The sequence below is a fragment of the uncultured Comamonas sp. genome (genome assembly GCF_964277875.1).
Lineage (GTDB): Bacteria > Pseudomonadota > Gammaproteobacteria > Burkholderiales > Burkholderiaceae_C > Comamonas > Comamonas sediminis.
The window spans coordinates 28,091-37,827 of sequence record NZ_CAXYJV010000027.1 but is presented as its reverse complement, the minus strand read 5'-3'; the positions used below and the strand labels follow the sequence as shown (position 1 = coordinate 37,827).

The following is a 9,737-nucleotide window of genomic DNA, read 5'->3' as shown; positions in this document are numbered from 1 at the left end:
AGCCATGGGGCAGGGCGCATACCGATACACTGTGCCGATGCAAGCCTTCCCCCTTTCTTTCTCTGCCCGCCAGGGCCTGCCACGCTGGTGGTTGCCGGCCCTGTGGCTGGTGCTGTGCGCCTGCCTGATGCCGTGGGTGCCGGGGGCGTCGGCGCAGTCACTGACGTCGCTGGCGGGCTTAGGGAGCAGTTCGTCCAGCAGCAGCGGCAGCGACGAGGAGCGCGCCATCCAGGCGCAGCGCGAGGCCACCACGACGGCCGAGCAGGAGGCCGATGCGCTTGCGCAATCGCTTGAGCGCCTGCGCAGCCGGGTCCAGACGCCGGCCGCAGCGCCCCCTGCGCCGCTGAGCGACCTGGAGCTGAGCCAGATTCAGGCCCGCTGGGAAGAGCGCGTGCCTGCCAATGCCAGCCAGGAAGTGCTGGAGAAGCTGCTGACCGATGAGCGCGAGGCGATCGCCGCGCTCAAGTCCGGCATCGAGAAATCGGCGGCCGAACAGGCGAACCTGGTGGCCCAGCCCGGCAATGGCCGCACGGACCTGGCCACGTTGCAGCAACGGGTGCAGGAAACGGCCACGCCGCTAGCGGCCGAGCCGGGCGAATCGAGTGCGCTGACCCAGGCGCGCCAGCTGCGCCGCAGTGCTGAGAACCGCCGCGCCAGGCAGGAGCTGGCGCTGCGCCAGGAAGAACAATCGACGATCGAGACACGCCAGCGCCAGCTCGATGTACAGCTGCAGACCCAGCGCCGCGAGTTGCTGGAGCGCACGCCGCGCGTGGCCTGGCTGAACCAGCGCATTGCTGAGCGCGCGCGCCAGCAGCTGGAGCAGCAGGTGCAGCAAACGCAGGCGGCCGAACACGATGCGGCCGAGGCGCCCGCTTCCGTGCGGGAACTGGCACGGCAAAACAGTGCGCTGGCCGAGCAAATCCTCGCGCACAACAACCGCCTGGTGCAGGAGCGCCAGGACCTGGCCAGCGATGAGTACCGCCAGAGCCAGCTGGCCTCTGCGCTGCGCGACACGCAGGCGCGCCTGCGCCTGGGCGGCAGTGCATCGGTAGGCCAGTGGCTGTGGAAGCAGCGGGTGGCGCTTCCGACGGCCAACACCATCCAGGCGCGGCGCAAGGCCACCTTGCGGCAGTTGGCCGAGCTGCGGCTGGCGCTGTTCAACGCCAGCGAGCGGCGCTTCAACCTCAATGGCACGGCCAACGTGGGCGGGGGCGGCGACACGGGCATGACCACGCGCAGCGGCACCCAAAGCACCGCGCTGTGGTCCAAGCAAGCGGCGCTGATCGACCAGCTCCAGCCGCTGCTGCTGCGGCGCATCGCCGTGCTGGAGCAGACCGATGCTGCGCTGCAGTCGACGCTCAAGAGCGGCAGCGCGCTGCGCCAGGTGATGGACAAGGAGTTGCTGTGGTTCCCCAGCCATCTGGCCATGGGCCGTGCCTGGCTGGACGAGTGGCGCTCGGTGCTGCGCAGCCCGGACGGCGCAGGCCTGGAGCAGGGCGCCAGCGCATCGCCGTGGAACACTGCCCGGGTGCTGGGCGACAGCATGCTGCGCAATCTCTGGACCTATGCCGGCATCTTCGCCGGCGTGCTGCTGCTGCTGGGACTGCGCCGCTATGCGTTGCAGAAGCTGCAGGCCATTGCGCTGCGGGTGGACAACTTCTCGCAGGACCACTTTGGCCTGACCTTGATGGCGCTGGGCTGGAGCCTGCTGTATGCGCTGCCCTGGAGTTTTGCGACCGCCGCGCTGGGCACCCTGCTGCAATCGGCGGCGGCGCCGGTGGCGCTGGAGCCGCTGGGCCAGGCGCTGGAGCAGCTGAGCGCCTTTGTGTTTGTCGTGACCTTGCTGAACGTGCTGTTCCGCCCCTGCGGACTCGCGGTGGCGCACTTTGGCTGGCCGCGCGAGCGCGTGCAGGTGCTGCGCCAGATGGTACTGCGCGCCACCTGGCTGATCGTGCCCATCGATCTGCTGGGCGGCCTGGCATTTTTCAGCCACGACGACACGGCCATCAGTACCTGGGGCCGCATGTGCCTGCTGGTGCTGACCCTGGGCCTGGCCTGGATGGCCTTCCGCTACCTGCGCCAAAGCCTGCTCAAGCAGCGCCCGGGGCTGCGTTGGAGCCAGGTGGTGAGCGTGGCGGTGATGCTGGTGCTGGCCGTCACCCTGGCCGGCATCGGGCTGGGCTATGTCTACACCGCCACCGAAGTGATCCAGGCGCTGCTGAGCAGCTTTGTGTTCCTGGCGGCAGCGGAGGTGCTGGTCAGCCTGCTGCGGCGCTGGCTGCTGCTGGGTGAGCGCCGGCTGGCGCTCAACCGCCTGCGTGCGGCTGCGCTGCAGCGCCAGGCGGCCAATGCGGCAGCAGTGGCCGATGCCGCCACAGGCACCCCCGCCACCGCCAACAGCAATGCCACCGATGAGCAAAGCCAGATGGCGCTGGTGACGGTGAGCACGCAGGCGCACCGCCTGCTGGGCCTGCTCCAGCGGGTGCTGGTGGCGCTGAGCCTGGTCTATGCCTGGTCGCCGGTGCTGCCGGCGCTGCTGCGCTTTGAAGGTGTGGTGCTCTGGTACACCACCAATACCGAGGCCAGCGGTATCGCCCGCCCCGCACCGGTGAGCCTGATGGATCTGCTGATCGGCGCGCTGATTCTGCTGATGACCTTCAGCCTGACGCGCAACCTGCCGGGCCTGGTCGAGGTGGTGTTCTCCAGCACGCGCCGGGTCAGCAGCTCGGACCGCTACACGATGGCGACCCTTGCGCGCTACGGCATCACCATTGCCGGCACCGTGAGTGCGCTGTCCCTGCTGGGGCTGCGCTGGAGCCAGCTGCAGTGGATGGCTGCCGCACTGACCGTGGGTCTGGGTTTTGGTCTGCAGGAGATTTTTGCGAACTTCGTCTCGGGGCTGATCCTGCTGGTCGAGCGGCCCTTCCGGGTCGGCGATGTGATCACCATCAACCAGCACACCGGCACCGTCACGCGCATCCGCACCCGTGCGACCACGGTGCTCGATTTCGACAACCAGGAAATCGTCATCCCGAACAAGACCTTCATCACCGGCCAGGTGACCAACTGGACTTTGAGCGACGATGTGACCCGTCTGATCATCGATGTGTCCGTGGCCCATGGCAGCGACCCCGCCGAGGTGCAGCGCATGCTACTGGCGATTGCGGCCGAGCATCCCAAGGTGCTGCGCGAGCCCGAGGCCAACTGCTGGTTCATGGCGCTCGAAGGCCAGGGCCAGAAGTTCGAGCTGCGCGTCTACGTGGGCGCGGTGGACGACCGCCTGCCGGTGCGCAACGACCTCAACCGCAGCATCAATGCCCGCCTGAAGGCGGCCGGCATTGCAGTGGCCTTCCCGCAGATGGACATCCATGTGCGCGATCTGCCGCCCGCCCCGGCTGCACCGCAGCAGGCCCAGCGCACTTAAGGGGTTGGCGAAGCAGCGGCCTGCACCAGCGCCACAAAGCGCTTGGCGGCCAGGCCCATCGGGTGCTCCTTGGACCAGACCACGTCCACATAGAGCTGTGCGCCATTGCTGAGGTTGGCAAACTCCATCGCCACCAGCGCGCCCGATTGCAGCAGCGGCGCCACCAGCGGCTGGGGCAGCCAGCCCCAGCCAATGCCGGCGCTGACCATCTGCAACGCGGCCACATGGTTGTCAGTGCGCCAGACATCGCGGGCATAGACCAGGCGCTCAGGGTCCAGCGTCCAGTCGCGGCTGGCAACGATGATCTGCCGGGTATTGGTCAGGTGGTGCTCGCGCAGCTGGGGCCGGGCCGGCTCATCCGGTAGCGGCCCCTGGTGCAGCGACTGCATCAGCGGGTGGCTGGGGGCGATGACGGCCAGCAAGGTCTCGGTCGCCACTTCCTGAAAGCCTTCGCGGCCATCGAGGCTGGGCCGCTCAAACACCAGTGCCAGCTGCGCACGGCCGCTGTGCAGCATGGTCAGCGCATCGGCCTGGGGGGCGGTGAGCACTTCGATGGCCAGCTGCGGGTATTCCTGCGCGAGCGCGGCCAGCGGCGCCGCCCAGGGGGCGGACAGCAACTCCGGCGCGATCGCCAAGGTCAGCCGTGATTCCAGCCCTTGCTCCAGCGCCAGCGCATGGGCATTGAGCTGCTGCAGCTGCGCGGCCAACAGACGCGCCTGCGGCTCCAGGGCCAGCGCGGCGGGCAGCGGCCGGGGCTCGCGGCCGTCGCGGGCAAACAGCGGCATCTGCAGCTCGGCCTCGAGCTGGGCGATCTGCATGCTGACGGCCGAGGGCACCTTGCCCAGCGCCCGGGCGGCGGCCGAAAAGCTGCCATGGTCGAGCACGGCCAGCAAGGTCTGGATGGTGTCGGAGTCGAACGGGGCAAAAGCGCTGCGCATTGATGTATCAGTTTTTCTGAAAGATTCTGACTTATGTTATCAGTTCATGACACATAAGATAGCGCCCCATGTCAGTTCAAAAAATACAAAACAGCCCCTGGTCCCTGCAGGGGCCGATGCGGCGCGTGGTCTATGTGGCCTTGTACGAAGCAATTGCGATAGTGGCCGCCACGGCAGGCCTGTCGGCCTTGTCGGGCCAGGGCGCAGCGCACTCGGGCGTGGTGGCCGCTGCATCGTCGGCCATCGCGATTGTGTGGAATGTCGTCTGGAACCATCTGTTCGAGCGCTGGGAAGCCACCCAACCCACCCGCGGGCGCGGCCTGGGCCGCCGCATTGCGCATGCGCTGGGCATGGAAGGGGGCCTCGTCTTCATGCTCGTGCCGCTGTTTGCCTGGTGGTTCGACGTCAGCCTCTGGGAAGCCCTGGTGATGGACATCGGCCTGCTGCTTTTCTTCCTGGTCTACACCTTTGTGTTCAACTGGTCATTCGACCGTCTGTTTGGCCTGCCGCAATCGGCGCAGTGACCTCCCCGGTCTGAAAACGCAGCGGGGCGTCGTGGTAACACGACGCCCCGCTTGTCTATGGCCCCGGCCTCAGCGTATCCAGGCAATCATCAGCTGCAGCACAAAGGCGTTGATGATGTCGATAAAGAACGCGCCCACCAACGGCACGATCAGAAAGGCCTTGTGCGACGGGCCGTACTGGCTGGTGATGGCCTGCATGTTGGCAACAGCGGTGGGCGTGGCGCCCATGCCAAAGCCGCAGTGGCCGGCGGCCAGCACGGCCGCATCGTAGTTGCGGCCCATCGTACGGAAGGTGACGAAGACGGCAAACAGCGCCAGTGCCACGGTCTGCACGGCCAGGATGAGCATCAGCGGCCCGGCCAGATCGGCCAGCTCCCACAGCTTGAGCGACAGCAGCGCAATGGCCAGGTAGATCGACAGGCCGGCGTTGCCGAACACATCGATGGCGCGGTCAAACACCTTGAAGCCAAAACCATAGTCGAGCACATTGCGGATCACCACGCCGCCGCCCAGCGCCCAGACAAAGGTGGGCAGCTGCAGCTTGGTGCCCTGGGTGGCGCTGGTCATGAACTCGGCAAAGGCCAGGCAACCGGCAAACAGTGCCAGGGTCTCGATGGCCGCCTCGGCCGTGATCAGGCGCGGGGCGGTATTGGGCGTTTCAAAGTTGGCAGGCTCCGTGCCTTCGCTGGCGCTGCCGTGCGCGCCGGTCTGCGCGTCTGCCAGGCTGCGTGGCTGGGCCAGCTGGTGGCGGGTGATCAGGCGCTTGGCCAACGGGCCGCCGAGCAGGCCGCCAATGACCAGGCCAAAGGTGGCGCAGGCAATGCCCAACGCGGTGGCACCGCTCAGGCCGTATTGGTTCTCCAGCACCGAACCCCAGGCGCCCGCAGTGCCGTGGCCGCCCAGCAGGGTGATCGAGCCTGCGACCAGGCCAATCAGCGGGTCCAGCCCCAGCAACGTGGCCAGGCCGACGCCCACGCCGTTTTGCACAAAGATAAAGGCAACGATCACGCCCAGAAACACCACCAGGCCCATGCCGCCCTCACGGAGCTTGGCAAAGTTGGCGCTCAGCCCGATCGACGAGAAGAACACCAGCATGAAGGTGGTCTGCATGCCGCTGGCAAAGGCCAGCGTCAGACCGGTGGCCTGGTGCAGCGCAAAGATGATGGCCGCGACCACCAGGCCGCCGGAGACCGGCTCGGGGATGTTGAAGTCACGCAGAAAGCGGATGTGCCGCGTCAGCAGCTTGCCTAGCAAGAGCACGAGGACGGCAAAGATCAGCGTGTAGTAAGCACCGAAACTCAGATGCAAGGGAATTCTCCTCAAATCGCAGGCCTTGACCTGGTTAAACACAGAAAGCCGGCGTTGCGTAGACGTTCACGCAGGTTGCCAGCAAAGTGCTGCAATATGGGTGAAAGCTGATGCATCGTTTAATTTAATAAGGCTATAACCAACGTTCGTGAGTGGTGTTTATGGCTATGGACAAGTCCCCCCGCCTGTGCTTACGCGCCTGGGCTGGCTTAAAATGCAGGGCCTTGTTCCAAGGAGCGCTGCAGCTGGCCAGTGGTAACCACCACAGGCCTGTCAGGCTTGGGGCAGGTCGACGGGCTGATTTCGCATGGCCCGCATCAACGGCGCTCACCTGTTCTGTCTCTGTTTTCTGGTTTTTACAGGTGAGCCCCATGTCTGCGTCTGCCGTCCCCGTTTCCGTTCCTCCCATGCGCCTGTCGGGCCTGGAGCCCGTGTTTGTTGGCGAGGACAGCCTGTTTGTCAACGTCGGTGAGCGCACCAACGTGACGGGCTCCAAGGCCTTTGCGCGCCTGATTCTCAACGAGCAGTACGAAGAAGCGCTGGCCGTTGCGCGCCAGCAGGTGGAAAACGGCGCCCAGGTGATCGACGTGAACATGGACGAGGCCATGCTCGACAGCAAGGCCGCGATGGTGCGCTTTCTGAACCTGATCGCCTCCGAGCCCGATATCGCCCGCGTGCCCATCATGGTCGACAGCTCCAAATGGGAGGTGATCGAGGCGGGCCTGCGCTGCATCCAGGGCAAGGGCATCGTCAACTCCATCTCGATGAAGGAGGGGGTGGACGAGTTCAAGAAGCATGCGCGTCTGGTCAAGCGCTATGGCGCGGCGGCCGTGGTCATGGCCTTTGACGAAAAAGGCCAGGCCGACACCTACGAGCGCAAGATCGAGATCTGCGAGCGTGCCTACCGCATCCTGGTCGACGAGGTGGGTTTCCCGCCCGAGGACATCATCTTCGACCCGAACATCTTTGCCGTGGCCACCGGCATCGAAGAGCACAACAACTATGGCGTGGACTTCATCGAGGCGACGCGCTGGATCAAGCAGAACCTGCCCGGCGCCAAGGTGAGCGGCGGCGTGTCCAACGTGTCGTTCTCGTTCCGTGGCAACGACCCGGTGCGTGAGGCGATCCACACGGTGTTCCTCTACCACGCGATCCAGGCGGGCATGGACATGGGCATTGTCAACGCCGGCATGGTCGGCGTTTATGACGACCTGGAGCCGGTGCTGCGCGAACGCGTCGAGGACGTGGTGCTGAACCGCCGCCCCGACGCCGGCGAGCGCTTGGTGGAAGTGGCTGACAGCGCCAAGAGCGGCGCCAAGGACGACAGCAAGAAGCTGGAGTGGCGTGGCACGCCCGAGAGCCCGAAGACCGTGAACGAGCGCCTGTCGCATGCGCTGGTGCATGGCATCACCGACTTCATCACCGAAGACACCGAAGAGGCCTACCAGCAGATCGTCGTGCAAGGCGGTGGCCGCCCGCTGCATGTGATCGAAGGGCCGCTGATGGACGGCATGAACATCGTCGGCGACCTGTTTGGCGCCGGCAAGATGTTCCTGCCCCAGGTGGTCAAGTCGGCCCGCGTGATGAAGCAGGCCGTCGCTCACCTGGTGCCCTACATCGAGGAGGAAAAGCGCCAGCAGGAAGCGGCTGGCATGGATGTCTCGAGCAAGGGCAAGATCGTTATCGCCACCGTCAAGGGCGATGTGCATGACATCGGCAAGAACATCGTCACCGTGGTGCTGCAGTGCAATAACTTCGAGGTCATCAACATGGGCGTGATGGTGCCCTGCCACGAGATCCTGGCCCGGGCCAAGGCCGAGGGCGCCGACATCATCGGCCTGTCGGGTCTGATCACGCCCAGCCTGGAAGAGATGCAGTACGTGGCCGGCGAGATGCACAAGGACGACTATTTCCGTGTCAAAAAGATCCCGCTGCTGATCGGCGGCGCCACCTGCTCACGCGTGCATACCGCCGTGAAGATCGCCCCCAAGTACGAAGGCCCGGTGCTCTATGTGCCCGATGCCTCGCGCAGTGTGAGCGTGGCCCAGAGCCTGCTCGGCGAGAACAAGGACCGCTACCTGCAGGAGGTCGAGGCCGACTACGACAAGGTGCGCACCCAGCACGCCAACAAGAAGAAGACACCGCTGTGGACCCTGGCACAGGCCCGCGCCAATGCGACCCCGGTGGACTTTGCCGCACACCCGCCCGTCACGCCCCGCGTTTTGGGCCGCCGCGTGTTCAAGAACTTCGACCTGGCCGAGATCGCCCAGTACATCGACTGGGGCCCGTTCTTCCAGACCTGGGACCTGGCCGGCCCGTACCCCGCCATCCTTGACGATGAGGTCGTGGGTGTGGAGGCGCGCAAGGTGCTCGCCGATGCCCAGGCCATGCTCAAGAAGATCATCGAAGGCCGCTGGCTGCAGGCCAATGGCGTGATGGGCCTGTTCCCCGCCAACCGGGTGGGTGACGACATCGTGTTCTATACCGATGAGTCGCGCAGCACCGAGCTGCTGACCTGGTACGGCATGCGCCAGCAAACCGAAAAGCAGGCGGTGGACGGCCCGGATGGCCGGCCCGTAATGCGCCCGAGCCGCTGCCTTTCCGACTTTGTGGCCAGCAAGGAATCGGGCATTGGCGATTACGCCGGCCTGTTTGCGGTCACCGCCGGCATCGGAGCCGAGAAGAAGGACCAGGAATTTGAAGCCGCGCTGGACGACTACAGCGGCATCATGTTCAAGGCCCTGGCCGACCGCCTGGCCGAAGCCTTTGCCGAATGCCTGCACCTGCGCGTGCGCAAGGACCTCTGGGGCTACGCCGCCGGCGAGCAGCTGAGCAACGAGGAGCTGATCAAGGAAAAATACCAGGGCGTGCGCCCTGCTCCCGGCTACCCCGCCTGCCCTGACCACACCGCCAAGATCGACCTGTTCAAGGCGCTGGACGCCGCCGATATCGGCATGCACCTGACCGAGAGCCTGGCCATGTTCCCCGCCTCCAGCGTCAGCGGCTTCTACCTGGGCTACCCCGAAGCGGTGTACTTCAACGTCGGCGAAATCGGTGAAGACCAACTGGCCGATATGGCAGAGCGCCGGGGCATGGACATCGAAGTGCTGCGCCGGGCGCTGGCGCCGAATCTGGCATAAATACAAGCCATAGGCCGTAAAACGGAAATACAAACCAAGACTTGTATTTTGAAAATACAGCCTATATTTTGTAAATCTAAAATACAGCGTATAGTGTGTTTTTCTGCTGATTGCAGGGGAACGCGCCATGGAAGAATTCACCGTACGCACGACGGCACAGTTGCCGACGCTGCTCAAAGCCTTTCGCAAGACCGCCAAGCTGACCCAGGCGGATGTGGCCATGCGTCTGGGGGTCACCCAGCAGACGGTCTCGGCCATGGAGCGCAATGCCGAGTCGGTCAGCGCTGAGCGCTTGATGAAGCTGATGGGCATCCTGGGCGTGGATCTGGTATTGCGCGCCCGGCCGGCCGCGTCTCCGTCTCCGGACACCGGCCGTGAACTGCTGACACTCGATAGCTGGTAA

Annotated in this window: 6 protein-coding genes and 1 riboswitch; of the genes, 4 read left to right on the top strand and 2 right to left on the bottom strand. The window is 65.3% G+C overall.

The genetic code is table 11. The features are described from left to right. The first annotated feature begins 37 nt into the window (after positions 1 to 37). Positions 38 to 3,424: a mechanosensitive ion channel domain-containing protein gene (locus tag ACHWUQ_RS10175; protein WP_394681046.1), complete on the top strand. Its 3,387-nt coding sequence runs from the start codon at positions 38 to 40 to the stop codon at positions 3,422 to 3,424. Here ACHWUQ_RS10175 and ACHWUQ_RS10170 read toward each other — a convergent pair. Then, a complete protein-coding gene (locus ACHWUQ_RS10170; protein ID WP_239810140.1) occupies positions 3,421 to 4,362 on the bottom strand; it encodes a LysR family transcriptional regulator in 942 nt (313 codons plus the stop codon). The genes ACHWUQ_RS10175 and ACHWUQ_RS10170 overlap by 4 nt on opposite strands. Positions 4,363 to 4,430: 68 nt before the next feature. Here ACHWUQ_RS10170 and ACHWUQ_RS10165 point away from each other — a divergent pair, with 68 nt between their 5' ends. Continuing rightward, positions 4,431 to 4,886, top strand: coding sequence for a PACE efflux transporter (locus tag ACHWUQ_RS10165; RefSeq protein WP_239810141.1), 456 nt, complete (start codon positions 4,431 to 4,433; stop codon positions 4,884 to 4,886). Positions 4,887 to 4,955: 69 nt separating this feature from the next. On the opposite strand, the gene gltS is transcribed toward ACHWUQ_RS10165, so the two are convergent. Further along, positions 4,956 to 6,194 (bottom strand): sodium/glutamate symporter, encoded by a 1,239-nt coding sequence (gene gltS / locus ACHWUQ_RS10160; RefSeq protein ID WP_312836113.1) that lies wholly within the window; start codon positions 6,192 to 6,194, stop codon positions 4,956 to 4,958. Positions 6,195 to 6,419: 225 nt separating this feature from the next. Beyond that, positions 6,420 to 6,530, top strand: a riboswitch (S-adenosyl-L-homocysteine riboswitch). Between the two features lie 35 nt (positions 6,531 to 6,565). On the opposite strand from gltS, the gene metH reads away from it, so the two are divergent. After that, positions 6,566 to 9,334 (top strand): methionine synthase, encoded by a 2,769-nt coding sequence (gene metH, locus ACHWUQ_RS10155; RefSeq protein WP_312461892.1) that lies wholly within the window; start codon positions 6,566 to 6,568, stop codon positions 9,332 to 9,334. Positions 9,335 to 9,461: 127 nt separating this feature from the next. Further along, entirely contained in the window at positions 9,462 to 9,737 is a 276-nt protein-coding gene (locus ACHWUQ_RS10150; protein ID WP_369460631.1) for a helix-turn-helix domain-containing protein, read from the top strand.

Excerpts from the sequence above, each read along its gene's own strand:
- ACHWUQ_RS10150 (WP_369460631.1), top strand. The coding sequence starts at position 9,462 with ATGGAAGAATTCACCGTACGCACGACGGCACAGTTGCCGACGCTGCTC.
- ACHWUQ_RS10165 (WP_239810141.1), top strand. The coding sequence starts at position 4,431 with ATGTCAGTTCAAAAAATACAAAACAGCCCCTGGTCCCTGCAGGGGCCG.
- ACHWUQ_RS10175 (WP_394681046.1), top strand. The coding sequence starts at position 38 with ATGCAAGCCTTCCCCCTTTCTTTCTCTGCCCGCCAGGGCCTGCCACGC.
- ACHWUQ_RS10170 (WP_239810140.1), bottom strand. The coding sequence starts at position 4,362 with ATGCGCAGCGCTTTTGCCCCGTTCGACTCCGACACCATCCAGACCTTG.
- metH (WP_312461892.1), top strand. The coding sequence starts at position 6,566 with ATGTCTGCGTCTGCCGTCCCCGTTTCCGTTCCTCCCATGCGCCTGTCG.